Here is a 25,909-nt window from a genome sequence, read left to right as displayed (position 1 = left end):
GCTCGCGAATAGCGTCACCTCGGTCTCCCAGCCCTCCCACACTGGAAAGACCACCCCCTGTAGGAGCTGCCGAAGGCTGCGATCTTTTGATCCTATGCCCCGCAAAAATCTCGGCAACGTCCTACAAAGATCACACCGCCGTCCGATAGCGTCGCAAAGCCCCGGCTCCTAAGCTCATCCTCAGCTGAATATTCAGCACTGGGTTTGGCGACCTGGATAGCATCCAAACGCATCGTGACCACGTTCGAACAAGGGATTTTTCCCCATCTCGAATTATGGCGGCTGTGCGTGGGAGACCTTCGTGTCTGCCGGTTTTGCGGATGCACCGGTTCGCCAACCCGCGCACAGCTGCCACCCTCTTCGTTTGGCGACGATCAGAGGCAGTTTTCTTTATTCGCATCCGAGAACTGCACCATGCACGAAAACTATCTAATCCCTCACGTCTTCACCCGCCACAAACTCCACCTCCACACCCTGCTGTTGGAAAACCAGGCCTGGTTTAGCGCCCGAGATCTAGGCCGTCTATTGCGCCTTTTCCTCGACGAACGCGCCGTCCGAAAACTCGACCCTGACCAACACCAAACCGTGCAAATGCTCATGCACGGCACCATCGAAAACACCCTGCTAATCAGCGAATCCGGCGTCTACGCCCTGCTGATCTACCACTACTGCCCCGAATACCGAGGCCTGCGCGAATGGCTGACCCACGACGTGGTGCCAGCCCTCAGAGACGCCCAGCAACCGACCTCGACCGAACGCCCGATATTGAGCCTGCTGAACTGGCCAGAGATGTCGTTGAGCTTGCTGCACTGGAATAACCAGCCGTGGATTCGGTTACAGGATGTGCCGCATATGCTGTTGGAGGGTGAACAGCCACGGCGTGCGGTGAATGCGCCTTGGTGGAAGCGTGCTTCCCGAATGCTCCAGGCATTCTGAACGACACAAAAAACCCCACGCTTGCGGCGTGGGGTTCGTTCTAGAGCAGAGAATCAGGCGCAGTGCGCAAGACGCTCAACCTGATCCCGAATCGCAGCCCCCCGTTCAATTTCGGCTTTGCGCAAATCGTAAGTCGATTGCAGGTTCAGCCAAAACTCGGGAGTCGTGTCCAGACAGATAGATAATCTGAGAGCCATATCAGCACTGACGCCTCGACGCTGGAGCACGATGTCATTCACCGTCGGTGTCGAAACGCTCAATGCCCTGGCCAAAGCCGCCGCTGTAAGGCTCAGTGGCTCAAGGTATTCCTCTTTGAGGATCTCGCCGGGGTGGACCGGGCGCATACCGTTTTTAGTCATTACTCACCTCAGTGATAATCGACGATTTCGACATTCTCTGGTCCGCTAGGACCCCATACAAAGCAAATTCGCCATTGAGCGTTGATTCGGATGCTGTACTGACCTTTTCGACTCCCCTCCAACGCCTCCAAGCGATTGCCCGGCGGTGATCGAAGGTCCATCAGAACGGCAGCAGCATCAAGCATCGTCAGCTTTCGTTCCACGACATTCAGAAGGGCTGACCACATACGGGTCTTACCGTTGCGAAACAGGTACTCGGTCTCAGAACACTTAAAGCTAACGATCATAATTTAAAGCTTAACGTTATGCATTAAGCTTGAGTGTATAGCCTGAACTCACTTGCGCAAATGCGCCAGGGCGACTCTTTGGTATCCCTTCAAAATTTTAGGAAAAGGACTACCCAGGGCTTTCAAGACGCCTTCAAAACACAGACGTTTCCTACAAAAAGAAGCACCATTTCTCATTGCATCACTACCGCACTCACCTCTTAAGCTGACCGACCTGAAAAACAAACTTCAGATCCAAAAGAGGTCGCTATGAAACCCGGCAATCGAAAAGCCAAACTGGTACTCATCGCTGGATTTCATAACGAGGCGCTCCGTTTAGCCGGTAATGTGTCTGCGAATCAACGGCGCTTTCTTGAAGTAGGCGCAGCTCGCGGCAAAGAACTTGAGCCTCCGGGCCTGCTTGCCGGTGTGAGAGCCTGAGTCTCGCTGCGCCGGGCAGAGTCCACGCTTGCCTGGCTGAGCAAACTTGAATAGGCTTCCCATCGTGGGTGTATGCGTTGAGGAAGCACAGGCCTCGGCCTCACCGAAGCCTGTAAATAAAAAAACCGTCTACTCAAGGCGGTTTTTTTTCGCCTTCGATTCGGCTTTCGCCGCCGTCCTTCATCTCTCTAGGCAACGTCCTACAACAACCTAATCCCGCGACTGATTACGCCGGTACTCCCCTCTCCAATACGCTTCACCCACCAAAAGACACTCGCAACATCCTGCGAAAATTTGGCACCTGCGCCGCCACTCGACCCGACTACCCTTCAAAAACCGCAGGAAGCGGATCCCGTAAAAGCTCAAGGAACGACCATGTCCCTCTCCATCGTCCACAGCCGCGCCCAGATTGGTGTCGATGCCCCCGCCGTTACCGTAGAAGTCCACCTGGCCAACGGCTTGCCGTCGCTGACGATGGTCGGTTTGCCCGAAGCTGCCGTGAAGGAAAGCAAGGATCGGGTACGCAGCGCGATCATCAATTCCGGCCTGCAATTTCCGGCGCGACGGATCACGCTGAATCTCGCCCCGGCGGATTTGCCGAAGGATGGCGGGCGGTTTGATCTGGCGATTGCCTTGGGGATTCTGTCGGCCAGCGTGCAGGTGCCGACGTTGACGCTCGATGACGTGGAATGCCTCGGGGAGTTGGCACTGTCGGGCGCAGTGCGGGCGGTTCGCGGTGTGTTGCCGGCAGCGCTGGCGGCGCGCAAGGCAGGGCGGACGCTGGTGGTGCCACGAGCGAATGCCGAAGAGGCGTGTTTGGCGTCGGGATTGAAGGTGATTGCAGTGGATCATCTGCTTCAGGCGGTGGCGCATTTCAATGGCCATACGCCCGTGGAACCCTACGTTTCCGATGGCTTGCTGTACGCCAGCAAACCCTATCCCGATTTGAATGAGGTGCAGGGGCAGCTGTCGGCCAAGCGTGCGCTGCTGATTGCCGCTGCTGGCGCTCATAACCTGCTGTTCAGCGGCCCGCCGGGAACGGGAAAAACCTTGCTGGCGAGCCGCTTACCGGGGCTGCTCCCACCCTTGGCCGAGGCGGAAGCGCTGGAAGTCGCGGCGATTCAGTCAGTCGTCAGTTGTATGCCATTGAGTCATTGGCCACAGCGACCATTCCGCCAGCCTCATCACTCCGCATCAGGCCCGGCGCTGGTCGGCGGTGGTTCAAAACCGCAACCCGGCGAAATCACCCTCGCCCACCACGGCGTGCTGTTCCTGGACGAACTCCCGGAATTTGATCGAAAGGTATTGGAGGTTTTGCGAGAGCCACTGGAGAACGGTAGAGCTATTCATCACATATTGAGAAATAGGTTTCTTGCTGTAGTGGCCATTTGGAGTGTACAAATGACATCTATTTGCCATCATCCCAAGGAAGGTTCACATGTCATATTCGAAAACGTTTATTTGTCTAGCTTGTTCTCGCAAGCCAGACGGTCGTTGCGTCGCGGGGAAAGAACTCGTAAACGGGGCATTCGGAGGCTGGATCAGACCTGTTACTCCGGGAGGTCATTCAGCAGTCACTAACGACCAACGAAAATACCCTAACGGTTACAGCGCAGTAGTTTTGGACTACGTTACAGCTGAATTTACAAAGCAAGAAACAGGGGGATTCCAATCAGAAAACCACCTAATCCTAGAACCCAGCCAATGGAAGCTTGCGGGAAAAGAGAAACAGACAAAGCAATTTTTGGCTAAGTTGGTTGATGCTCCGGCTAGCCTTTGGACAAATACTTGCACAGACTCTTTAAAAGGACTGAATGATCGGGTATCGGTATTGAAACTGACCCAACAAATTGACACTCTTTACCTGATTCCCGTCACAGACCTCATCGTACACGTCGAGTTCATTGATGAAAAACGCAAGGTCAGAGGTGAATTCGTCTACAATGGAGTGCAATATAGGCTGAAAATTACTGACCCGAAGTTTGAGCAGCTTTTCGATAAGGCTGGCAAATTTGATGTCAGCATCGAGTATCTAACTATAAGCCTGGGTGAGCCTTTCGAAGGCTTCGCATACAAACTCATTGCCGCAGTATTCTGAGTGGACGAGGGGAAAATGAAAATATCCACTATCGGATTTACCGAAAAAAAGGCTGAAAAATTCTTTTCCCTTATCCAGCTATCGCGCTGTAGGCAGTTAATTGATGTCAGATTAAATAACGTCTCACAGCTGGCGGGATTCGCAAAAAAAGAAGATTTAAAATATTTTCTTTCTGAAATCTGCAATGTTGATTACAGGCATGAACCTGATCTCGCACCAACAAAACAGCTGCTGAAGCCATATCAGCAGAAGGAGATCACATGGGAAAAATATGCTGATCAGTTTATGGAACTAATGGCAAAAAGAAAGATCGAAAAACTCCTAACCCCGGAGTCGTTAGATGGGACATGCTTATTATGCAGCGAACACTTGCCTCATCAATGCCACCGAAGGTTAGTGGTGGAATATTTTCAGTCACAATGGCCAAACCTAAAATTTGAAGTGAAACATCTAACGTGAAAACTGCCTTTGTAATATACCCAGCGGAGTTCCTCTGCTATAGCAAGTTCGAAAGAAAACTACTTAGAATCCTTGAAAGTGGTGAATTTTCTATTGCATACAACGAGGATTCCAACGGGTATATTTCGAAGTTTTGCGATTCACATGGATTCCCAGCCCAATTTTTTGATAAAGCAGAAAACGCAATCAAGGGATCGACACACGCAGTTTTTTTCGAAGACCGCGAGTCATACTTTACTTTGAAGCAACAGGTCTTTGACCTTGGAATTCCATATCGCACTATCGTTTTAGATTTGACAGTGGTTGTAAACAAAGATCGCGGTGACGAGTACGAGGTTTATATCGGCAGAGGAACGATCTGGGGAAACCCATACCAAATGGGCGTGGACGGTGACCGAGACGAAGTTATACGAAAATTTAAGTATGACTTCGAGAATGGCATGCTCAAAGCATCCACTAACCTTGAAAAAAACCTTGATATCGTTCGAGGTAAGGTTATTGCCTGCCATTGTAAACCAGCTGCATGCCATGGTGATATTATTGCTTCCTATCTAAACTCTATAGATGATGGAAAATAGCCTACGAGATTTAATTGGCGTGACTAAACCCATTTAATAAGCGACCGCAGCACCTCTAAAGGCCACCAAGACGGGCGATAGGACGCCCACCCTAGCCACCCCACAGGGTGCTTCGTTATTCGCCCGCAGCAGCGCTGTGCGACCTCCCCTACTGGCAGATTTTTCTCTGCTCAATGTTTAGATAGCACCTTCCATACGGTATGCTAAGTACCTGGCTTCGCAGTTCGGCGGATTAAGCTGTGGTACTACCTCGTAGAGCTTGAACCAAACAACTGAACCCATTCCTGTTTTCACTAGAAAAAACCACTCGCCCCCCATTGAAATATAAAGGGCGGCAGGCTTTTTTGAGCCTGTATATTACTAATATCTATAAAGCCATGACAGACAGAATGCCTTCCAACGAAGCCCATCTATTTTCTGCTGTTAAAATTTTATAAAACTTAAACTTGAGAGGATTCACAATTGAATTTTGATGATTGACGATTACGGTCACTTACGAGCCAACATATCGTGGCTACAGTATCAACGCCTGCAAAACCAAAGAATATGGTGTCATAACCGATATCATGAAAAACATCATTGACCAAATTGAGCACATTCTTAGTCACCATAGTCGAATTAGTGTGATTCGTTTTGACTGCCATTTCCCAAAAAATTGGACGACCAATCATAAGCTGGAAAATGAAAGAGTCTCACAACTAACCAAGATGCTTAGGCAAAAACTTGGATCAAAGAAGTGGCTAGAGCACAAAAATATCGTTCAAGGGTGGGCCTATGAGGTTGGGGACAAAAGCAAGCGAGGTCACTACCATTACTTTATAGCTTTTAAGGCCCTTTACTATCGCCTGGGCAGCTTTAAGGGCGGCACCTATACCGGACTATACGGACTGATAAAAGATTGCTGGAGTAGCGTCGTAGACGGACACGTTGAGTTCGCAGGCACGCATACAGTTAATCGATCAAATCGCATTCAAATCAACAACTGCATTTATCATTTGAGTTATCTAGCCAAGGTACGTGACAAACAGTTCGGGCAGGGATCCACGGCAAAAAATTACTCACTATCAAGGTTATCAAGAAAAGATAAGACAATTGCTCCAACAGCGAACGACCAAGCTGAGGGATCGTTGCTATCCAATCTCATTGGATTGTGAAACCGGATACGTAAATATTGCCAAGAAATGATAGAGCCACCTCATGAGTTTTTTGACGCAAAAAACGTCATCTGAACTCGCAAACGGCCCCTTGATATGCCCCCTGCGGCCATGCCCCATTGAAGCAAATGGGCATTTCATAGGGGCAGCTATCCGCCATCCATACCCAATGATAGCTATCTGTATGGATGAACAGCGACGAAGCTTGACAAATTTCCGCTTTGGCACAATTATGGTTTACAAATCACTGTACGAGAACAGTCAGGCGAATTCCATGAATAAACCATCCGAAATCTCTTCAAGCTTGACGTCAAGCCGCCTGAGCATTATTTCGAAACGCATGCTTGACGTGCTGGATGACGCCCTTCGTACAGCCAGCACTGATTTAGACTGCTCGTACGCTAGAGGCACACTATCTTGGGCAAGGATCAAGAATGCATTGCTTCAGCTGGCGCAGTCGGACGAACACCCTTGGCTAACCATCAAGCATTCAGGAAACGATCTCCTTTTGGGCATTGGTAGCGAAACGGTGCGTTTTTTCCTTGACGATCACGAAAATCCTAAGAAAATGCGCGTGCTTAACCCCACAAACTCTGAAACTAAACAGTTGCAGTTATTTGAAGAGGATGCTCATTCCGAGTACCTATGGCGATTTATCATCGAGCGCGCTTTGACGGAAGAAGACGACCATCAAGTCTACTTTGTCGGATACGAGGCTCATGCCGAGCGTGATGGCATTTTGATTGCTGAATGGCGCTATAACGCTGAGCGTGTCAGAGCGCTAGCGGCAGTTGATGATGAAATCCCAGCGGCTGCGGAACTTGTACCTCTGGAACTTTATCCGATAGACGAAGACGCGGCCGAAGGTAAAAATGATGAAGCCGTTGATGGAAATGGACGGGACATTTAAGGGCAGTCAGTTACGGCTAGCCCGTCATTATTGGGGAAAAACCCTAAACGATATTGCGGAAGAGATTGGTAAAACACGGCAGTACGTATCCCAACTAGAAAATGGCAAGGGCAACCTGAAGCTTGATGATCCTATTACCAAGGATTTGGCATATTTCTTACATGTTGTACCGACGTTTTTTTTCAGACCCGTCGGAGTTTCGCTATCAGAGGAACAGGCTCATTTCCGTAAGCTGGCAACAACCAAGGCAAGCATGAAGCAAAAAGTGCTAGCTAGAGGTACTGTATTTGATCAGCTTGTAGAGTTTATTGACAAAAAAGTAAGATTACCTGCGGTCGACTTTCCAGATGAATCTGGAGCAGAAACCACAGAGGAAATTGAACAAGCTGCTGAGCGACTGCGCGCTTACTGGGGACTGGGTTTTGGCCCGATATCTCATATGGTAAGAGTTGTGGAGCGAGCTGGCGCTGTCGTAACACTCTTCCAGGATACATCTACTGAAGTTGATGCGCTCTCCATAACGTCTCGTAGACCAGTAATTGTACGAAATGAAGCGAAGCAAAGTCCGTTCAGGCTTAGGTTCGATATCGCCCATGAGTTAGGGCACTTGGTGCTGCATGAAGGCCAGGTAACCGGTGACCGTAAAACGGAGTCGGAAGCTAATCGTTTCGCGTCAGCTTTTTTGATACCTAGATCAACGTTTTTAAAAGCGTTTCCTAGGCGAGGTAGCAGACTCGATTGGGTCGGCATTAGCAAAATGAAAATGGACTTCCAAGTCAGCAAAGCAGCTATTGTCTACCGTGCCAAGTCATTGGGCCTCATTGATGACTATCAGTATCGGGGCGCCGTAATCTACCTAAAGAATCAGGGAGAAGGTATCACTGAAAAGGAAGACCCTTATTGTGTCCGTGAGCAACCGGAAACAATTGCTGCGGCCCTCAAGGTTTTATACGAACATCACGGTATAACCCACGATGCACTAGCGGAAAACCTAGGCGTCACCCCAGAATTTCTCTCCGAAATTCTTCCTAGCCAGTTGAGCTTACACAGAGACGACTCCCATCGAACTCGCCCCGCATTGCAACTGGTAAAGTGAAAGAGCCCCGCATGGCGGGGCTCTTTGATCTCGTGATTTAGTTTCTATTGGTCAGCCAAGGAATTTTATTCCTTACAAACTTATCCCTCTGGCAACAACTTTCATCTTCCCGCGAAAAATCAGCATAGCTTTACCTAACTCATAATCAAAACTACTGAACTAACGGAGTGCCATTCCGTTTATTTTGTATTTGAGCTTGCTTAATAATTTCAAACCCTGTCTCGTTTAGGAAGTGCGGAGCTACGTAATAATAATCGCCGTTAACCCTTACCCTGACCACAACGTATAAAGACCTTTGGGGCATAGCTTTGCCGTTTATTTTTGCCAATTTGACTCCTGTGACCCATACAGAAGTTGGTGGCAACTCCTTACAAGCTCCGTTTTTTTCCATGCTTTTTACAGCCACAGTCATTTGGGCAGCGCTACCACCAGTCGCGCGTAACTCATAAATGCGAAAGATATCCAAAGCATCGCGGCACAGATAGCCACCACTAACGATCTCACGCGTAGGGCCAACGTCTAAGTTGCCGGTAACGTCACTGATTTCCGCTGTTGCGTGAGAGATAAAGCCCATCAGGATGAAGAACGTGACTTGAACCTTGCTAAGCATGGCTTCTCCTAGATTGTGAGATTACGTCGTGCCTCACACCTAACCAGGCACCGAGCAACGCAATGTACATAAAATGACTAGTATTTTCAAATAACTGATCATTTTGAGACCTTCTCTGTACCTCCCGCACCTGTGAGCATCTGGCCCTTTAAGGGGGCCTCAATGTCAAGAAACGTGCTGCAAATCGTTGGTAGCCGCATTAAAGCCTTGAGAGTTGCCAGGGGCCTTACGCAGGCTCAACTAGCCGAAATTACAGGCTACGAACCACTGACAATCAGCCGTTTTGAGCGCGGTGCTTATGGCCCCAGCCTTGAAGCCTTATATTCCATAGGCAACGCCTTGAAGGTCGATCTTGGTGCTTTTATCAGCTCTATGAATACTGAAGCGTTCGAGGTGCAAACACTGCGGCATGAAATCATTGACCGGGCATATGCTTGCAGTGATGTGAAAAGGCTACGAAGCGCGTTGCGCTCATTGAGTAGTGAAAAAAAAATCGAAGAATCTAGGTAACTTCCACAAACCCAAGGCACGCTAGGTTTTTTGACATAGCACACAAATAACCTTGACTTATACGCGCCCCTGAAAAGCTAAATGGCAGCCCATCTCCACGCTCAAGGATGATCAACATGCCAGACAATCAAGACTCAAACATCGCAACAGCAGATGTACTAACCTTGATATTACATAACCAATACGCGTTGGCCGCTGCAATTGAAGAGATCGCATTGTGGGCAAGGGCGAGTGGTAGCCCTGAAGCACACGCCAACGCGATAGAAGCCCTCACCACTCTAGACGTAAATGCTTCTGCTATCAGTGAAGGGATTTTCAACCTGAGGCAATAGTAACTATCAAAGATGTATAGCTAAACCAATCAAAGCAAAAAACAAAAATTGCTTTATCACAAGGCTATTGACGATACCTATACGATCAATTTATCATAAACCTATCAAACATATAGACAAATAAAAATCATGAACACACACATTTATTTGAGAGCCAGCACCAAAGACCAAGACGCAGCTCGAGCGAAGACAATGCTTTTAGCATTTGCGAAAACGCATGGGTTGGTTGTGCACGAAACTTATTCCGAGAATATCAGCGGTACAACTTTGGAACGACCTGAGTTGATGCGTTTGCTGGATAGCGCTAACAAAGGTGATGTGCTTCTCGTTGAATCGGTAGACCGCCTTAGCAGGCTGTCTGCGACAGATTGGAACGTCTTGAAAGGCGCGATTAACTCAAAGGGTTTACGATTAGTTATTGCTGACCTGCCGACCACACACCAGATGTTCGGGCAAGGGATCGCGAACGAAGTTATGCGCGTAATAAACGCCATGCTTATTGATTTAATGGCAACAATGGCAAGATTGGAACAAGAAAAAAGAGTTGAGAGGATTCGTCAAGGGTTGCAAAACAAAAGAAACGCTGATCCTAGTTGGAAACCGAGGGGCAAACAGAAGAATGAAATTTTATGGGAGAAGGTACTTCACATCATGTCGAAACACCCGAACATGAACGCGGAAGATGTTGCCAAGCTAGCAGGTTGCGGGTCCGCTACGGTTTATAGGATTCGAAAAGCAGCTGCCCCGGCCTAGGAGGGTACGGGGGGGTGCCAAAATGTAGGGGTGTCAGATATCGGTCTAAAGGCCAGTAATGGGTCCCTCTGACTCGTAAAGGTCCCGTAATCGGTCAATCCCAAATTCCCTGAGTGGCTTATGTAATAAAAAATTACGTTCCACGCTTATTATTGTTTCCCCATCTTTCATTACGTTCATTTTCAAGACACGTAACTTACTGTCATATACAAACTGAAAATCGAGCTTTTGCGCGATAAAGAAGCCGTTCAGCTCTAATCGCCCTTCTTCGCTGCTGAATTTCTCTATAAGATCAATATGTGAAGCAATCGGCAGTTCAACTAATGATTCTTCGTGCTCAACGCTTAAACCGTCAACTACTTTTTCCTGACTCTCTATATCAAATGTTAAAGCAGTCAATTTTCTGATGATTACATCAGGAATTTTTCCAGAATGCTCCTCAATACTTGCATCAAGAGTCTGTTCTAGATTGGCAAGAATTGTTTTTAACCTAGCTAGCTTTTCAGACTCTGCCCTCAATTTCCTCGCAACTTCTGGACTTTTATTCCTTTCCGCACCTAACAGCGAGAATAAATTAATACCAAGTTCGGCCTGGGCCGCTCTAAGTTGCGAATCACTAGGCTTCACCGGTATATGTATGATGTGGTCTATATTACTGCCGGGGCCTGCATCCCCCCAAGCTTTCCCATTTTTCTCACGAAGATATTTTTCTGCATACGCTGGTAGAATTATTTTTCTCGGCGCGGTCATCCTTTGTTGATTCGGACGCAGTAACATCGTCACAGACATCAACATGCCGAATGCCAAATCAAATCTAAAGCGCTGATCACAATTGCCCTTTAATTCCTTTCTAGTAAGACAGTTGTAATATGTATAAAGCTCTCCCTTTTGATTCTTCTGCTTTTCAAAAATTAGGCTTTGTCCACATTTCCCGCACTTTACGACGTGCTTAAAAATATTAACACTTCCAATTGTTGACACTCCATAATAGCGTCGAGACCGTCTTGTTGTCATCGCGCTCACAGCACTGTTGTAATCCGTATGCGTGATGATATTCGGGTAATACCCCTCTACAAACTCCAAGAATACCTTTTTGCGATTCTCATCCCGCCTTTGTGACATCAGCACACCAAGAGGATATTTAGTTTTAATCAAACTCTGAACTGCTTTATTAGTCCACTTCCGCTTTGCTGACTCATTGATTTTTTTAATAACCCGCGAGACGCCCATCACTTTCAAAAGGCTGAATATAGTTCGAATTTCATTAGCCTCATCTTCCTCAATAACAAAGCGGTCACTTACTGTGTCAAATCTGAGGCCATAAGGAGGATTAAGCATATTGAATGGCTTACCTTCGACTGCCGCGCTGAGCTTAGCTTTGTTCCACGCCGACTTACGTCGCCTCGATTTCGTAGCCGATTCTTCATTTGCCCTTTGTGCGATCAGGCTTATCATCATCAAAGTTTTAAAATCTTGGTCAGGGTCGTCATAAGAATATGTTTGACGATCGAACGTGGTATATATTCGAATTCCCTTTTTTAGAATTGACTGAATCAATTCAACACCATCTATCAATCGTTGGCGTGTGATCCGGTCAATCGACTCAACCACAATATAATCGCCACGAGTTATTGACCCTTTTTCAATGCGATCCAAGATAACTTTAAGTTGCCCCTTACGGGCATTATCACCCCGAAAAGAAGATACACCTGCATCTAGAAATACCTCTTCTATTTTGATTCCAAATTTACGCTCAAAGGCTTCCAGCGGATTGACTTGCCGCTCCACGGAATCACCATCCGCTTGCACAGTCGACGAATACCTTACGTATGCATACGCCTTTATCATGCCATCTCTCTGATTGTAAAAATGTGATGATACTACCCCCCGTTCGAATCCGGCCACATCGTGATCTCCCGCGCCAAGGACCGCGTGCGCTTCCCTGCACGCTTCCAACTGGTGGCCGCAATGAACCCCTGCCCCTGTGGATATCTTGGCGAACCCAGCGGCAAATGCAGTTGCACCCCGGACATGGTCCAGCGCTACCGCAACAAACTGTCAGGCCCACTGCTGGACCGAATCGACCTGCACCTGACCGTCGCACGAGAAGCCACGGCACTGAATCCTTCGCCCAAACCCGGCGACGACACCGCCACCGCTGCCGCGCTGGTCGCCGACGCAAGGGAGCGGCAACACAAACGCCAAGGCTGCGCCAATGCCTTCCTCGATCTGCCGGGCCTGCGTCGCCACTGCAAGTTATCCACAACCGATGAAAGTTGGCTGGAATCCGCTTGTGAACGACTGACGTTGTCACTGCGAGCTGCCCACAGATTGCTCAAGGTTGCGCGCACGTTGGCGGACCTTGAGCAAGTCGACTGCATTACCCGCGATCACCTCGCCGAAGCGCTGCAATATCGGCCGACTGCCAACTGATGGCTTACTCCTTGGTCAAATCCACCAACGGCGCCTGCCTGACCTCAGTCGCCCGCCCGCCCTGAATCTCATTCACCCGCGCCAACGCTTTATCCACAGCCCCTTTATCCGCCAACAGGCTGTAGTGAATCTGGAACTGTTTCTGTTCCTTCACCCCAATCGTCGGCACCAAACCAAGTGGCCGTTGATACCGACGGTTGTAGGAAAAACTCGTGCCCGGCTCCAGCCCGGTGACATAACCCTGACCTTGGGTATCGGTGTTTTTCCACAACGAGAACACTGGCAACTGCTGGGTGTTGAAGCCAACCGAAACCCCGAGGCTGCCCGCCTTGTTGTGCAGCACGGTCAATGTGTCGCCCTTGGCGTCGCCATACGGCACGACGTCGTAGACGGTCTCGTCGTAATCCTTGGTCGGCGCGCGGTAGGTTTGCCAGTCCGGCAGGTCGCCCTTGGCCTTGTCGTTGAACGGTGAAACCTGTTTCACCGGCGCGGCAAAACGGGCGCCCTGTTCCAGGAATGGGGTGCTGAAGTTGCTGTGGTACAGCGCCTGGTATTCCTTCGGATAGTCGCCGTTGTTGGTCAAGGTGTCGTTGAGGGCGAACGCGACGCTGCCGGGTTCGGTGACCAGTTCGGTCTGTACCGAGAAGTCGACTTTCTTGAATGCCTGCTCTTTCAATTCGCCGCGAAGGCTGATGGCGTACGGTGGCTTTTCGTCGATGTGCAGGGTGACTTTGCTGGCCGGGATGTTGGCGGCGCGGCCGTGGAGGGTCAGCAGTTCGCCGTTGTCTATGCCGGGGTGGCCGACCCATTCGTAGCCGCAGCGGGCGACGAGTTCGTTGAAGCCTTCCAGCCAGCCGAGACCGCCGCGACCGTTGAGCTCGATGAAGGACGGATTGACCACGTCCTTGACCGGCGAATCCCAGCCCATGCGCACATTGCCTACAGACGCCTGTAGGACGTTCATCCCGCGAGTCGGCACCACCGAGAGTTTGAGCGTGCCGTTATCGATGTCGACGATGCTGACGCCCTCCTGCCGACCGCCATGCAAGGTGCGCAGGGTCACGGAGAAGGGTTTGTCGGTTTTCACGCCCAGTTGTTGGCTGGTGATTTGCCAGTTCTGGGCGGCTTTATCGGTGTCGAGCAGGACGTAATCCCAGGCCATGGCGTGGGAGGCAGCGGACAGTGCGCTGAGGGCAACGATGAGTCTGAGCGGGGTCATGGGAGAAGCCTTTCTTGGAGTTGTGCCATTTTTATAGTCTTGCTGAAACGATTCATCAAGCTTAAAAAACACTACGCCGAAGGCAAATTGATGGTGATGCTGGTTTGAGCGGTTAAAACCTGGGAATTGAGTCGATGCCTTCGCGAGCAAGCCCGCTCCCACATTGGATCTTCAGTGTTCACAAATTCTGCGTTCACCGTAGATCCAATGTGGGAGCGGGCTTGCTCGCGAAAGCTATGTCAGAGGCGCCTCAACGAAACCGGTCAACCTCATGCCGCAAGTCCGCCGCCAGTGATTCCAGCTCTTTGGCGGTGATGGCCAGATTGGAAACAACCTCACGCTGCTCGCTGTTTGCCAGCGCAATACTCTGCAAGTTGCTGCTGAGCAACGTCGCCGTGCTGCTCTGCTCCTGAGTCGCGGTGGTGATCGCCGCAAATTGCTGGCCCGCCGAACGACTCTGCTCATCAATCCGCGCCAGTGCCGACGCGACGTTGGCATTTCGCGACAAGCCTTCCTGCATCAGCACATTGCCCTGCTCCATGGTGCTGATCGCGTTGCCGGTTTCCTGCTGGATGCTCTGAATCATCCCGGAGATTTCATCCGTCGCTTCACGGGTGCGCGAAGCCAGGTTGCGCACCTCATCGGCCACCACCGCAAAACCCCGGCCTTGCTCGCCGGCACGGGCGGCTTCGATGGCGGCGTTGAGGGCCAGCAGGTTGGTCTGATCGGCAATCGCGGTAATCACCCCTACAATGCCGCCGATTTCCTGGGAACGCTGGCCGAGGGTGTTGATCACGGTCGCGGTGCTGTTCAATGCGCCGGCGATTTGCTCCAGTGAGGAAGACGCTTCCTGCATCGATGTACGACCGATCTGAGTTTGCTGTGCGTTTTCCTGCGCCATGCGCTGGGTGTTACTCATGTTGTCAGCGATGTTCAGGGAGGTCGCGCTGAATTCTTCCACAGCGCCAGCCATGCTGGTGATTTCGCCGGACTGCTGCTCCATCCCTTCATAAGCACCACCGGACAAACCGGACAAGGCCTGGGCACGGCTGTTGACCTCTACCGAAGCCTTGCGGATGTGCTCGACCATGGTCGACAGCGCCTGGCTCATCTGGTTGAAAGCCCGGGCCAACTGACCGATTTCGTCGTTGCTCGACACGTTCAAGCGCACGCTCAAATCACCGGCGCCCAAGGCTTCGGCCTGACGCACCAGATCCCCCAGCGGCGCCAGTTTGCTGCGCAGCAACCAGACCGCCGAACCCACCGCGATCAACATCGCCAACAGGCTGCCGATGGCCAGTTGAATACCGACGCTCCAGGTCACCGCACTGATTTCGGCTTGCGGCATGCTCGCCACCACCGACCACGGCCCGCCTTCGAAAGGCACGGCGAGGCTGTAGAAATCTTCCGAGGTGTCGCTCCAGAACTCGCCTTTACCCGGCGTCTTCGCCAGTGCAGTAATGGTCGGGGCAGCCTTATCCAGCGCTTGCACGCCAGCGATCGGCACCAGCCACTTGCCCTGTTCGTCCAGCAGCGCCAAAGAGCCGGTCTTGCCGATGCGGAAGCGTTTCAAGTTCTCGAACTGCGCATTCTGCGCGTCGGTGTAATCGAATCCTACGAACAGCACGGCAATCACCTTACCGCTGCTGTCACGCACGGGGGTGTACTGAGTCATGTAGGAGCGTTCAAACAACAACGCACGACCGACGTAGCTCTGCCCCGCGATCAACCGTGCATAGGCCGGGTGAGCGTGATCCAGCAAAGTGCCGATAGCCCGGCTGCCGTCCTGTTTGCTCAGGGATGTACTGACCCGAACGAAGTCTTCGCCGCTGCGCACGAACAACGTGGCCACGCCGGCGGTCATTTGCTTGAACTCGTCGACTTCCTTGAAGTTGTTGTTCAACACTTCGCTGCCCAGATGCAGGCCCGGGGTCTGCACGCCCGCCACCGTTACTGGCTCGTCCGGATGCACGCTGATGCCGGCGCTGAAGCGCTTTTCGAACAGACCGCTCAGGCGCTGGGTGCTTTCCCGCAGCGTGCCGTGGAACGTACTGAGCTGATCCGCCAGCAACCGCGCCTCGCTGGCCAGATGCTCTTCGCGGGTGGCGAGGTTGGCGGTGTCCAGCGAGCGCAGGGCAAACACGGTGCTGCCGCTGATGACAATCGCCAGAATCACGGCAAGCGCAAGACCAAGCTGTGAGGCGATCCGGGCACGGGGTTGAGACATGACAGCTCCTGGCCGAGCGACCGGATCCTCCTTGATCCGGCTCGACGCTCAGCAAAATTTCGAATAGTGGGACTAACGTGAAACCTGCACGAAGGTTCCACCTGCAGATTTTCGGCGGCAAAACTCAATACTTGAGTTATTAACACGGTTATAGCGCATAGCCACTATATCGTTTCAGCTCAGACGTTCAACGTCCGGCAACTCCATGGCCCGGACTTCCCCTTGCAGGAAATCGCTGAGCCGGCGCATGCGCTCGCCCCCGGGGCGGGTTTTCGGCCAGACCAGGTAATATTTCTCACCGCTGGCGACGGCGGTCGGCCACGGCAAACTCAGACGACCCTGCGCCACGTCTTCCGCTACCATCAACAAATCCCCCATCGACACACCATAACCTCGGGCCGCCGCGATCATGCCCAGCTCCAGCGTGTCGAACACCTGCCCGCCCTTGAGCGACACCTGATCAGACAACCCCATGCGTTCCAGCCAACTGCGCCAGTCGCGACGATCCGGTGCCGGGTGCAGCAATTCGGTGCTGGCCAGCCGCGCAACGTCCCAAGGCTGGTCGTCCAGCAGATTGGGAGCGCCCACCGGAATCAACTCTTCGGGAAAAAGCAAAGTCGTCTCCCAGTCCGGTGGGAAATTTCCGTTGCTGAGGATCACGGCGCAATCGAACGGTTCGTGGTTGAAGTCCACGGTGTCGATGTCCATCCAGGCGCTGGTCAGTTGCACCTCGTTGCCCGGTTGCAAGTGCCGAAAGCGGCTGAGCCGCGCCAGCAACCAACGCATGGTCAGGGTCGACGGGGCTTTCATGCGCAGGATGTCGTCTTCGGCGCGCAAGGTGTTGCAGGCACGTTCCAGGGCGGTGAAGCCTTCACGAATGCCGGGCAGGATCAGCCGCGCCGATTCGGTCAATTGCAGGTTGCGTCCGCTGCGGTGAAACAGCCGACAGGCGAAATGCTCTTCGAGCGTACGAATATGCCGACTGACCGCACTCTGTGTAATCGACAGCTCTTCCGCCGCACGGGTAAACGAACTGTGCCGCGCCGCCGCTTCGAATGCGCGCAGGGCATACAACGGAGGAAGCCGACGAGACATGGAGAAAGCTCTTATAGCGGGATGAGGCCAACTTATCAGAAAGTCCGCTGGATGAGCTTTAATCATGCCACCCATCCTTTTTATCCCTTTGTGCAAACCCCGCCAAGCGCCGAGAATCGAGCCTTTCCAGTTCGCTGTAACAGAGGAGCGTGATGACCATGCAGCATCCAGCACGTACCGAACTCTGGGCCATTCTGCGGCTGGCGGGGCCGTTGATTGCCTCGCAGTTGGCGCACATGTTGATGGTCCTCACCGACACCTTGATGATGGCGCGCCTGAGCCCCGAGGCGCTGGCCGGCGGCGGCCTGGGCGCGGCGACTTACTCGTTCGTGTCGATTTTCTGCATCGGCGTGATTGCGGCAGTCGGCACTTTGGTGGCGATCCGTCAGGGCGCGGGCGACATCGTCGGCGCGGCGCGGCTGACGCAAGCCGGATTGTGGCTGGCCTGGCTGATGGCGCTGGTGGCGGGATTGCTGCTGTGGAACCTCAAACCGGTGCTGCTGATGTTTGGCCAGACCGAAACCAACGTCCACTCAGCCGGGCTGTTTCTGACGTTCCTGCCGTTCGCCCTGCCCGGCTACCTGAGTTTCATGGCCCTGCGCGGTTTCACCAGCGCGATCGGCCGGGCGACGCCGGTGATGGTGATCAGCCTGGGCGGCACCGTGGCCAACTTCGCCCTCAACTACGCGTTCATCACTGGGATGTTCGGTTTGCCGAAAATGGGTCTGGTGGGGATCGGTCTAGTGACCGCGATCGTCGCCAACCTGATGGCCGTGGCGCTGGCGCTGCACATTCGTCGGCATCCGGCGTATGACGCGTATCCACTGCGCCAGGGCCTGTCGCGGCCGAATCGCCAGTACCTGAAAGAACTGTGGCGCCTGGGCCTGCCGATTGGCGGCACTTATGCGGTGGAAGTCGGGTTGTTCGCGTTCGCCGCGCTGTGCATGGGCACCATGGGCAGCACGCAATTGGCGGCGCATCAGATTGCCCTGCAGATTGTTTCGGTGGCGTTCATGGTGCCGGCGGGACTTTCGTATGCGATCACCATGCGCATCGGCCAGCACTACGGCGCCGGACAGTTGCTCGATGCACGGCTGGCCGGCCGGGTCGGGATCGCGTTTGGCGGCGCCTCGATGCTCGCCTTCGCCATGGTCTTCTGGTTGCTGCCGAATCAGTTGATCGGCTTGTTCCTGGACCATAACGACCCGGCGTTTCGTCCGGTCATCGACCTGGCCGTGAGCCTGTTGGCGGTGGCCGCGTGGTTCGAGCTGTTCGACGGCACGCAAACCATCGCCATGGGCTGCATTCGCGGGCTCAAGGATGCCAAGACCACGTTTCTGGTCGGGCTCGGTTGCTATTGGCTGATCGGCGCGCCGGCTGCGTGGATGATGGCCTTCAACTTGAATTGGGGGCCGACGGGCGTCTGGTGGGGGTTGGCGCTGGGGCTGGCGTGCGCGGCGGTGAGTCTGACGCTGGCGTTTGAGTGGAAGATGAAGCGGATGATTCGGCGGGAGCCGGCGTCGCCGCAGCATTTTCAGGTCGCCCAGCCTGACTGAGATCCCTCTGTGGAAATGAGATCCCCTGTGGGAGCGGGCTTGCTCGCGAAGGCGGAGTGTCAGTCGACAGTGATGTTGCCTGACACGGCCTCTTCGCGAGCAAGCCCGCTCCCACATTGGGTTCTGGGTTAGCTCACGACTTCCATCGCGGGCTGTTGGCTCGAGCCGAAGGTCAGGTATTCCACCAGCTCAGGCAACGGCAACGGCTTGCTGATCAAATACCCCTGCACCTGATCACAGCCAAACCCGCGCAACAAATCCAGCTGCTCCGGGGTTTCCACGCCTTCGGCCACCACTTCCAGGTTGAGGTTGTGCGCCAGGTTGATCATGGCGTGCACCAGTTTGCGGTTCTCTTCGCGCTCTTCCATGCCGCCGACGAAGCTCTTGTCGACCTTGAGCAAGGTAATCGGCAGGCTGTTGAGGTGCACGAACGACGAGAATCCAGTGCCGAAGTCATCCAGCGAGAAGCGCACGCCCAGGCGTCCGAGGGCATCCATGGTCTGCTTGACCAGATCACTGCGGCGCATCACGGCGGTTTCGGTCAGTTCGAATTCCAGCCATTGCGCTTCGACACCACGTTCGGCAATCAAACGACTAAGCGTCGAAAGCAACTGGCTGTCCTGAAACTGCCGGAACGACAGGTTGATCGCCATGTGCAGCGCCGGCAAACCCCGTTCGCGCAACGCCTGCATGTCGCGCAGGGCCCGGGAAATCACCCAGTAACCCAACGGCACGATCAACCCACTTTGCTCGGCCAGCGGCACGAACTCGCTCGGCGGCAGCAAGCCACGTTCGGCGTGACGCCAGCGCACCAGCGCTTCAAGGCCGACGATCTTGCCGTCTTCAAGGTTCAGGCGCGGCTGGTAATGCAGTTCCAGCTCATCGCGACGCAAGGCCCGGCGCAGCTCACTTTCCAGGTCGGCCACGCTGCGGGCATTACGGTTGATGCGTTCGTTGAAGATGTGAAAAGTGCAGCCCTGGGTGCTTTTGGCCTGCTGCATCGCAATGTGCGCGTGCCACATCAACGGGTCGGCGCCAGCCTGGGCCCGCGCATGGGCAATCCCAAGGCTGGAGCCGATCAACAGGCTTTCGCCGTCGACCCAGTAGGGCTCGGACAAGGCTTCGGTAATGCGTTCAGCCATCCATTCGGCGCGTTGTGGCGCGCGGCGGGTGTCGATCAGCAGGGCGAATTCATCACTGCCGAGGCGCGCCAGTTGATCGCCAGCCTCGAGCTGGCTTTTCAGCCGCGCGACCACTTGCAGGATCAAGCGGTCGCCGGCCTGATGGCCGAGGGCGTCATTGGCGTGACGGAAGTTGTCGAGATCGAGATGCCCGAGGGCCAGGCCGCGACCGTCGTTTTCCGCCAGGCGCGCCGCCAGCAAGGTCTGGAAACCCTGGCGGTTGGCGATGCCGGTCAGCGGGTCTTGTTCGGCCAGGCGTTGCAGGGTGTTTTCCAGCACGCCGCGCTCGCGCACATGGCGCAGGCAGCGGCGCAGCATGCCGGGGTCGAGCACATCGCGCACCAGCCAGTCGCTCACGCCGTCGGGCGGAGTCAGCGGCTCGTGTTCGAGCAGCAACACCGTCGGCAGGCTGCAACGGCCGGGCGCTGGCTGGAGGGCCGGGATCGTCAATAACACCGCGCTGCGGTTGTCTTCAAACAGACTGCTGACCGACTCCCAGCTCGGCGCGCTGATCAGCACTGCCGAGCTCCCCATTGGAGCCAGACACTCGCGCAACAACGCTGCCCACGCCGGCTCTTCGGCCAGTAGCAGCAAACGCAAGGGTTCGACAGGCGTAGACAAGCTAGCTCCCTAGACTCTGCAATAGATGTAGGCGGCGGGCATTATGCCGCGACGGTAACCAATGACCAAATGACATCGGTTATCAAACACGGCTGTGTATCTGGAATTACGTACATTAGCCGCAAATTCTCCGCGCATCCTGCGTGAAAGTAACAAAACCGGCAATTAGAGATCGCGTGCTGCGTCACAAGTCGGAGAGAGCAGCACAATTCGCTGAGCCTGTTAAAATGCCGGCCCATTTCGCAAATGACTCCCTGATCCTGTATGTCCCGACTCAATCCCCGGCAGCAAGAAGCCGTGAACTACGTCGGCGGCCCTCTATTGGTGCTCGCCGGTGCAGGCTCCGGCAAGACCAGCGTGATCACGCGCAAGATCGCGCACTTGATCCAGAACTGCGGCATCCGTGCCCAGTACATCGTCGCCATGACCTTTACCAACAAGGCTGCGCGCGAGATGAAGGAACGGGTCGGCACCCTGCTCAAGGGCGGCGAAGGCCGTGGCCTGACGGTGTGCACCTTCCACAACCTGGGCCTGAACATCATCCGCAAGGAACACGTGCGGCTGGGCTACAAACCGGGCTTCTCGATCTTCGACGAGACCGACGTCAAAGCCTTGATGACCGACATCATGCAGAAGGAATACTCGGGCGACGACGGCGTCGACGAGATCAAGAACATGATCGGCTCCTGGAAAAACGACCTGATCCTGCCGCCCGAAGCCCTGGAAAATGCGCGCAACCCCAAGGAGCAGACCGCCGCCATCGTCTACACCCACTACCAGCGCACGCTCAAGGCGTTCAACGCGGTGGACTTCGACGACCTGATCCTGTTGCCGGTGAAGCTGTTCCAGGAACACGCCGACATCCTCGAAAAGTGGCAGAACAAGGTTCGCTACCTGCTGGTGGACGAATACCAGGACACCAACGCCAGCCAGTATTTGCTGGTGAAACTGCTGATCGGCACGCGTAACCAGTTCACCGTGGTGGGCGACGACGACCAGTCGATCTACGCCTGGCGCGGCGCCCGCCCGGAAAACCTGATGCTGCTCAAGGACGATTACCCGTCCCTGAAAGTCGTCATGCTCGAACAAAACTACCGCTCCACCAGCCGCATCCTGCGTTGCGCCAACGTGCTGATCTCGAACAATCCCCACGAGTTTGAAAAACAACTGTGGAGCGAGATGGGTCACGGCGATGAAATCCGCGTGATCCGCTGCCGCAACGAAGACGCCGAAGCCGAGCGCGTGGCCGTGGAACTGCTGACCCTGCACCTGCGCACGGATCGGCCGTACAGCGATTTCGCGATCCTGTATCGCGGTAACTACCAGGCCAAGCTGATCGAGCTGAAGCTGCAACACCATCAGATTCCTTACCGACTTTCCGGCGGCAACAGCTTTTTCGGACGCCAGGAAGTGAAAGACCTGATGGCTTACTTCCGCTTGATCGTGAACCCGGACGACGACAACGCCTTCCTGCGAGTGATCAACGTACCGCGCCGGGAGATCGGTTCGACGACCCTGGAAAAACTCGGCAACTACGCCACCGAACGCAAAATCTCGATGTACGCCGCCACCGACGAAATCGGCCTGGGCGAACATCTGGACACGCGCTTCACCGATCGCCTGTCGCGCTTCAAGCGCTTCATGGACAAGGTCCGCGAGCAGTGCGCCGGCGAAGATCCGATCTCGGCCCTGCGCAGCATGGTCATGGACATCGACTACGAGAACTGGCTGCGCACCAACAGCTCCAGCGACAAGGCCGCCGACTACCGCATGGGTAACGTCTGGTTCCTGATCGAGGCGTTGAAAAACACCCTGGAGAAAGACGAAGAAGGCGAGATGACCGTCGAAGACGCCATCGGCAAACTCGTCTTGCGCGACATGCTGGAGCGTCAGCAGGAAGAGGAGGACGGCGCCGAAGGCGTGCAGATGATGACCTTGCACGCCTCCAAGGGTCTGGAGTTTCCCTACGTGTTCATCATGGGTATGGAAGAGGAAATCCTTCCGCACCGCTCCAGCATCGAGGCCGACACTATCGAAGAAGAACGCCGGCTGGCCTACGTCGGGATTACCCGGGCGCGTCAGACCCTGGCGTTCACCTTCGCCGCCAAGCGCAAGCAATACGGCGAGATCATCGATTGCGCGCCCAGCCGCTTCCTCGATGAACTGCCGCCGGACGACCTGGCGTGGGAAGGCAACGACGACACCCCCGTGGAAGTCAAAGCCGTTCGCGGCAACACCGCATTGGCGGATATACGCGCGATGTTAAAGCGCTAGAATCGACTACTTTTTAACCAGCCCTGGACGCACAAGCGTCCTTAGAGGAAAGCTTCATGGAAGCACTGCACAAGAAAATTCGCGAAGAAGGCATCGTGCTTTCCGATCAGGTCCTGAAAGTCGACGCCTTTCTGAACCACCAGATCGACCCGGCCCTGATGAAGCTGATCGGCGACGAATTCGCCACGCTGTTCAAGGATTCGGGCATCACCAAGATCGTCACCATCGAAGCTTCGGGCATCGCCCCGGCGATCATGACCGGCCTGAACCTCGGCGTGCCGGTGATCTTCGCCCGCAAGCACCAATCCCTGACCCTGACTGAAAACCTGCTGTCGGCGACCGTTTACTCGTTCACCAAGCAGACCGAAAGCACCGTGGCGATCTCCCCGCGTCACCTGACCAGCAGCGACCGCGTGTTGATCATCGATGACTTTTTGGCCAACGGTAAGGCGTCCCAAGCGCTGATCTCGATCATCAAACAGGCCGGCGCGACCGTGGCCGGTTTGGGGATCGTGATCGAGAAGTCGTTCCAGGGTGGGCGTGCGGAGCTGGATGCGCAGGGTTATCGGGTTGAATCGTTGGCTCGGGTGCAATCCCTGGCTGGCGGTGTCGTGACCTTCATCGAATAAAGCCACACCACAATCTCCCTGTGGGAGCGAGCCTGCTCGCGAATGCGGAGTGTCAGTCGACATCATCTTTGACTGACCCGACGCTTTCGCGAGCAGGCTCGCTCCCACAGTGGTTTTTGTTTGCGCAGTTATTGCCCGGTGGCCTTCAGGCCCGTCAGCAACAACCGCTGAAACAAATCCTCCTTCAGCCCTTCCGGGTTGGTCAGTTGCATCCGCTCCAGATGTTCCGGGTATTGCGAAGCCTCCGGCGCATCCAGCGCAGCCTTGCCCAGTTCCAGAATCTCGCTCAGCTTGAACTTGCTCTTCAACCAGTTGAGCGCCCGCAACACGTCCCGCTCCACCTCAGTGAAATCACACCCCAGCGGATACTCCGGAAACAGGTTCGGGTGTCGCGCCTGAATCGCCTGCAAACGCTGCGGGCTGTTGTCGGCGAACCGAGGGTCAATGCGGAAATTCTTCGGCAACTTGCCGACCGCCTGAGCCTGTTCGATCAGCCCCGGCTGGAAGCGCGAATCGCTGATGTTGAGCAGCGCTTCGATCACCGCTGCATCGGTCTTGCCTCGCAAATCGGCGATGCCGTACTCGGTGACCACGATGTCCCGCAGATGCCGCGGGATCGTGCAGTGGCCGTATTCCCAGACGATGTTCGAATTGACCTCGCCGCCCGACTCGCGCCAGCTACGCAGGATCAGCACCGAACGTGCACCTTCCAGCGCATGGCCCTGGGCGACGAAGTTGTACTGCCCGCCGACGCCACTGAGCACCCGTCCGTCTTCCAGTTGATCCGCGACGCCGGCGCCCATCAGGGTCATGGTGAACACGGTGTTGATAAACCGCGCATCCAGGCGCTGCAAACGCTTGAGCTCTTCCTGGCCGTAGAGTTCGTTGATGTAGCTGATGCGGGTCATGTTGAATTCGAGCCGCTTGCTCTGGGGAAACTCCCGCAGGCGCTCATAGAAACTGCGCGGGCCGAGGAAAAACCCGCCATGCACCGAGATGCCGTCGGTTTGCGCCGCTTCGTCGAGGGTGCCGTCGTTGGCCTGTTGCTGGGTCGGCACGTCCGGGTAAACCTTGCGCCGCACGATCCCGGCGTCGGCCAGCACCAGCAAACCGTTGACGAACATTTCGCTGCAACCGTAAAGGCCCTTGGCGAACGGTTCGACGCCGCCTTCGCGCTCGATTAACTGCGCCCATTGGCTCAGGTTCAGGTCCGCCAGCAACGCTTTGTACCCGGCGTTATCCGCCTGGCGCGCCAGCAATGCCGCGGTCAACGCATCGCCCATGGAGCCGATGCCGATCTGCAACGTGCCGCCATCGCGCACCAACGTGCTGGCGTGCAGGCCGATGAAATGGTCCTGGAAACCTACCGGCATGTTCGGCGTGGAGAACAGCGTAGTGTTGTCCTTCGCGTCGATCAGCAGGTCGAACGCGTCCATGCCGACTTCCGCGTCGCCGGGCATGTAGGGTAAATCGTTGTGTACCTGGCCGACGACCAGAATGGTCTCCCCTGCCTCGCGGCGCTTGGCGATCATCGGGAACAGGTCGAGAGTGATGTCCGGGTTGCAACTCAGGCTCAGGCGATCCGGGTGGTCGGCATGGCTGGCCACCAGTTGCGCCACCAGGTTCAGCCCGGCGGCGTTGATGTCCCGCGCGGCGTGACTGTAATTGCTGCTGACGTAGTCCTGCTGGGCCTGGGCGCTGTGCAACAGGCTGCCGGGTTGCATGAAGAATTGCTGGATCTGGATGTTGGGCGGCAGGTTGTCTTTTTGCAGCTCGGCGAGAAAATCCAATTCCGGATAATCGCCGAAGACCCGCTCGATGAAGGGTTCGAGGAAGCGCTTTTGCAAACCATCACCCAACGAAGGACGGCCAAGGCACAGGGCGGTGTAGATCGTCAGCCGCCGCTCGGGCAGTTGCGCGATGCGTTGGAACAGCGCGTTGACGAAGTGGTTGGGTTTGCCCAGGCCCAGGGGCAGGCCCATGTGAATATGCGCCGGCAACCGCGCCAGTACGTCATCGACCGCTTGTTCGATAGAACACAACTGCACCATCTGATCCTCCCGCACGTTCCGTGAATTGGGGTTGGACCGAGCTTGCCGGGTCTTTGCTGCATTGGCCACAAAAAAGCTGATCAGCCAACACCAAAAACCTGTGTAGGAGCTGCCGCAGGCT

23 protein-coding genes and 2 pseudogenes are annotated in these 25,909 nt (G+C 54.6%); 16 read left to right on the top strand and 9 right to left on the bottom strand.

Annotated features, from left to right (window positions below):
- Window positions 1-414 precede the first annotated feature (414 nt).
- Window positions 415-936 carry a Bro-N domain-containing protein gene (locus ACIQY3_RS23490; RefSeq protein ID WP_403024216.1) on the top strand — a complete coding sequence of 174 codons (522 nt, stop codon included), beginning with the start codon at window positions 415-417 and terminating at the stop codon, window positions 934-936.
- A gap of 53 nt (window positions 937-989) precedes the next feature.
- Here the strand turns inward: ACIQY3_RS23490 and ACIQY3_RS23485 are convergent, their stop codons facing one another.
- On the bottom strand, window positions 990-1,295 hold the full coding sequence (locus ACIQY3_RS23485; RefSeq protein WP_054617025.1) for a HigA family addiction module antitoxin: 306 nt from the start codon (window positions 1,293-1,295) through the stop codon (window positions 990-992).
- 8 nt (window positions 1,296-1,303) lie between these two features.
- Window positions 1,304-1,582 carry a type II toxin-antitoxin system RelE/ParE family toxin gene (locus tag ACIQY3_RS23480; RefSeq protein ID WP_163910680.1) on the bottom strand — a complete coding sequence of 93 codons (279 nt, stop codon included), beginning with the start codon at window positions 1,580-1,582 and terminating at the stop codon, window positions 1,304-1,306.
- Window positions 1,583-1,831: 249 nt separating this feature from the next.
- On the opposite strand from ACIQY3_RS23480, the gene ACIQY3_RS23475 reads away from it, so the two are divergent.
- The 8 genes and pseudogenes from ACIQY3_RS23475 (at window position 1,832) to ACIQY3_RS23440 (ending at window position 8,297) form a co-directional block, all read left to right on the top strand.
- Complete coding sequence (locus ACIQY3_RS23475; protein ID WP_403024211.1) at window positions 1,832-2,002, top strand: hypothetical protein; 171 nt, start codon at window positions 1,832-1,834, stop codon at window positions 2,000-2,002.
- Window positions 2,003-2,377: 375 nt separating this feature from the next.
- Window positions 2,378-3,349: pseudogene (locus ACIQY3_RS23470) on the top strand (YifB family Mg chelatase-like AAA ATPase); the annotation flags it as partial.
- Between the two features lie 91 nt (window positions 3,350-3,440).
- Entirely contained in the window at window positions 3,441-4,100 is a 660-nt protein-coding gene (locus tag ACIQY3_RS23465; protein WP_403024208.1) for a dual OB domain-containing protein, read from the top strand.
- Between the two features lie 15 nt (window positions 4,101-4,115).
- Window positions 4,116-4,559 carry a DUF488 family protein gene (locus tag ACIQY3_RS23460; RefSeq protein WP_403024205.1) on the top strand — a complete coding sequence of 148 codons (444 nt, stop codon included), beginning with the start codon at window positions 4,116-4,118 and terminating at the stop codon, window positions 4,557-4,559.
- The gene (locus ACIQY3_RS23455; protein WP_403024202.1) at window positions 4,556-5,137 is read left to right on the top strand and encodes a DUF4326 domain-containing protein; all 582 of its coding nucleotides are present in this window, start codon (window positions 4,556-4,558) and stop codon (window positions 5,135-5,137) included. Before ACIQY3_RS23460 ends, ACIQY3_RS23455 begins: the two co-directional genes overlap by 4 nt.
- A gap of 476 nt (window positions 5,138-5,613) precedes the next feature.
- Window positions 5,614-6,291 carry an inovirus-type Gp2 protein gene (locus ACIQY3_RS23450; protein ID WP_403024199.1) on the top strand — a complete coding sequence of 226 codons (678 nt, stop codon included), beginning with the start codon at window positions 5,614-5,616 and terminating at the stop codon, window positions 6,289-6,291.
- A gap of 43 nt (window positions 6,292-6,334) precedes the next feature.
- Entirely contained in the window at window positions 6,335-7,201 is an 867-nt protein-coding gene (locus ACIQY3_RS23445; RefSeq protein ID WP_403024197.1) for a hypothetical protein, read from the top strand.
- Window positions 7,167-8,297, top strand: coding sequence for an XRE family transcriptional regulator (locus tag ACIQY3_RS23440; RefSeq protein WP_403024194.1), 1,131 nt, complete (start codon window positions 7,167-7,169; stop codon window positions 8,295-8,297). Before ACIQY3_RS23445 ends, ACIQY3_RS23440 begins: the two co-directional genes overlap by 35 nt.
- A gap of 151 nt (window positions 8,298-8,448) precedes the next feature.
- Here ACIQY3_RS23440 and ACIQY3_RS23435 read toward each other — a convergent pair whose 3' ends face one another.
- A complete protein-coding gene (locus ACIQY3_RS23435) occupies window positions 8,449-8,907 on the bottom strand; it encodes a hypothetical protein (protein ID WP_403024189.1) in 459 nt (152 codons plus the stop codon).
- A gap of 162 nt (window positions 8,908-9,069) precedes the next feature.
- Between ACIQY3_RS23435 and ACIQY3_RS23430 the strand changes: the two genes are divergently transcribed.
- From ACIQY3_RS23430 to ACIQY3_RS23420, 3 genes are all read left to right on the top strand, one after another.
- Entirely contained in the window at window positions 9,070-9,417 is a 348-nt protein-coding gene (locus ACIQY3_RS23430; protein ID WP_403024184.1) for a helix-turn-helix domain-containing protein, read from the top strand.
- A 116-nt stretch (window positions 9,418-9,533) separates the two neighbouring features.
- Window positions 9,534-9,749, top strand: a complete 216-nt coding sequence (locus ACIQY3_RS23425) for a hypothetical protein (RefSeq protein WP_403024181.1) — start codon at window positions 9,534-9,536, stop codon at window positions 9,747-9,749.
- A gap of 129 nt (window positions 9,750-9,878) precedes the next feature.
- Window positions 9,879-10,502, top strand: a complete 624-nt coding sequence (locus tag ACIQY3_RS23420) for a recombinase family protein (protein ID WP_403024178.1) — start codon at window positions 9,879-9,881, stop codon at window positions 10,500-10,502.
- A 45-nt stretch (window positions 10,503-10,547) separates the two neighbouring features.
- On the opposite strand, the gene ACIQY3_RS23415 is transcribed toward ACIQY3_RS23420, so the two are convergent.
- Complete coding sequence (locus ACIQY3_RS23415; protein ID WP_403024348.1) at window positions 10,548-12,350, bottom strand: recombinase family protein; 1,803 nt, start codon at window positions 12,348-12,350, stop codon at window positions 10,548-10,550.
- Between the two features lie 39 nt (window positions 12,351-12,389).
- Between ACIQY3_RS23415 and ACIQY3_RS23410 the strand changes: the two are divergent.
- Window positions 12,390-12,935, top strand: a pseudogene (locus ACIQY3_RS23410) (ATP-binding protein); the annotation flags it as partial.
- 4 nt (window positions 12,936-12,939) lie between these two features.
- On the opposite strand, the gene ACIQY3_RS23405 reads toward ACIQY3_RS23410, so the two are convergent.
- The 3 genes from ACIQY3_RS23405 to ACIQY3_RS23395 form a co-directional block, all read right to left on the bottom strand.
- Complete coding sequence (locus tag ACIQY3_RS23405; protein ID WP_403024175.1) at window positions 12,940-14,154, bottom strand: aldose 1-epimerase family protein; 1,215 nt, start codon at window positions 14,152-14,154, stop codon at window positions 12,940-12,942.
- Between the two features lie 250 nt (window positions 14,155-14,404).
- On the bottom strand, window positions 14,405-16,381 hold the full coding sequence (locus tag ACIQY3_RS23400; RefSeq protein WP_403024172.1) for a methyl-accepting chemotaxis protein: 1,977 nt from the start codon (window positions 16,379-16,381) through the stop codon (window positions 14,405-14,407).
- A 174-nt stretch (window positions 16,382-16,555) separates the two neighbouring features.
- Window positions 16,556-17,476, bottom strand: coding sequence for a LysR substrate-binding domain-containing protein (locus ACIQY3_RS23395; RefSeq protein ID WP_403024169.1), 921 nt, complete (start codon window positions 17,474-17,476; stop codon window positions 16,556-16,558).
- Window positions 17,477-17,634: 158 nt separating this feature from the next.
- Between ACIQY3_RS23395 and ACIQY3_RS23390 the strand changes: the two genes are divergently transcribed.
- Entirely contained in the window at window positions 17,635-19,032 is a 1,398-nt protein-coding gene (locus ACIQY3_RS23390; protein WP_403024166.1) for a NorM family multidrug efflux MATE transporter, read from the top strand.
- A 128-nt stretch (window positions 19,033-19,160) separates the two neighbouring features.
- Here ACIQY3_RS23390 and ACIQY3_RS23385 read toward each other — a convergent pair whose 3' ends face one another.
- Window positions 19,161-20,834, bottom strand: a complete 1,674-nt coding sequence (locus ACIQY3_RS23385; RefSeq protein WP_403024163.1) for a putative bifunctional diguanylate cyclase/phosphodiesterase — start codon at window positions 20,832-20,834, stop codon at window positions 19,161-19,163.
- 264 nt (window positions 20,835-21,098) lie between these two features.
- On the opposite strand from ACIQY3_RS23385, the gene rep reads away from it, so the two are divergent.
- Entirely contained in the window at window positions 21,099-23,108 is a 2,010-nt protein-coding gene (gene rep / locus ACIQY3_RS23380) for a DNA helicase Rep (protein WP_054048492.1), read from the top strand.
- Window positions 23,109-23,164: 56 nt separating this feature from the next.
- Window positions 23,165-23,737: a xanthine phosphoribosyltransferase gene (locus ACIQY3_RS23375; RefSeq protein WP_020799401.1), complete on the top strand. Its 573-nt coding sequence runs from the start codon at window positions 23,165-23,167 to the stop codon at window positions 23,735-23,737.
- A gap of 128 nt (window positions 23,738-23,865) precedes the next feature.
- On the opposite strand, the gene ACIQY3_RS23370 is transcribed toward ACIQY3_RS23375, so the two are convergent.
- Window positions 23,866-25,788 carry an acetyl-CoA hydrolase/transferase C-terminal domain-containing protein gene (locus ACIQY3_RS23370; protein WP_403024158.1) on the bottom strand — a complete coding sequence of 641 codons (1,923 nt, stop codon included), beginning with the start codon at window positions 25,786-25,788 and terminating at the stop codon, window positions 23,866-23,868.
- Between the last annotated feature and the right edge of the window lie 121 nt (window positions 25,789-25,909).

The organism is Pseudomonas sp. NPDC096950 (genome assembly GCF_044762525.1).
Classification (GTDB): Bacteria; Pseudomonadota; Gammaproteobacteria; order Pseudomonadales; family Pseudomonadaceae; genus Aquipseudomonas.
The sequence above is the reverse complement of the archived record's forward strand: the minus strand, read 5'-3'. Positions and strand labels throughout refer to the sequence as shown.